Origin of the sequence: Clostridium aromativorans, assembly GCF_020908015.1 — a bacterium.
GTDB lineage: Bacteria > Bacillota > Clostridia > Clostridiales > Clostridiaceae > Clostridium_B > Clostridium_B aromativorans.
Genome location: NZ_JAJJPB010000074.1, coordinates 1 through 538 on the forward strand (window position 1 = coordinate 1; position 538 = coordinate 538).

The window sequence follows — 538 nt, forward strand, 5'->3', positions numbered from 1 at the left end:
GCAGTGCTATAGAAAAGATTGAAAATAACAGGGTTACAAAATACCTTAAAGGAGAACTTAGAGGTAAAAGAGAAGTGAATGTGCTCTTTGAAGAAAAGGATGGGGTTTACTTAAAAATACAGGGTAAAAAGAATAAACAGGAACTCAAGGTGGGTAAAATATACGAAGGGTGGATTAAAAAGAATGATGGATACAGGACTGTTGGGACCAGGTATTTTTCAGGGTATGAAAAAGGCAGTAACTTTGATAACCTGATAAACAGCCATATTTCAGAAGTATACTATTCTAAATGGTGATGGAGCCCCATGGATTAGCGCTGAAACAGAAAATGACACCCAGAAAATATACCAGCTGGATCTATTTCATATATTCCAGAAGGCAAATCGTAAGATTAAGGACGAAGAATCCAGAAAGACGGTAAAAAAGCTCTTAAAAGAAAAAAAGTATGATGAAGCATTGGAAAAAATTAAGGAACTTATAAATTTAGAGACAGATAAAAAAGCAAATGATGAACTGAAAGAGTTGTACAGTTACTATA

The 538-nt window shown here is 34.2% G+C and carries 2 protein-coding genes; both read left to right on the forward strand.

Annotated elements, in window-relative coordinates; all coding sequences use genetic code 11:
- Positions 1-296 (forward strand): UPF0236 family transposase-like protein (locus LN736_RS18865; RefSeq protein ID WP_229982217.1); only part of this gene is annotated, 296 nt, incomplete at its 5' end.
- Positions 297-309: 13 nt separating this feature from the next.
- On the forward strand, positions 310-538 hold a 229-nt coding region (locus tag LN736_RS19285), incomplete at its 3' end, for a hypothetical protein (RefSeq protein WP_407647214.1).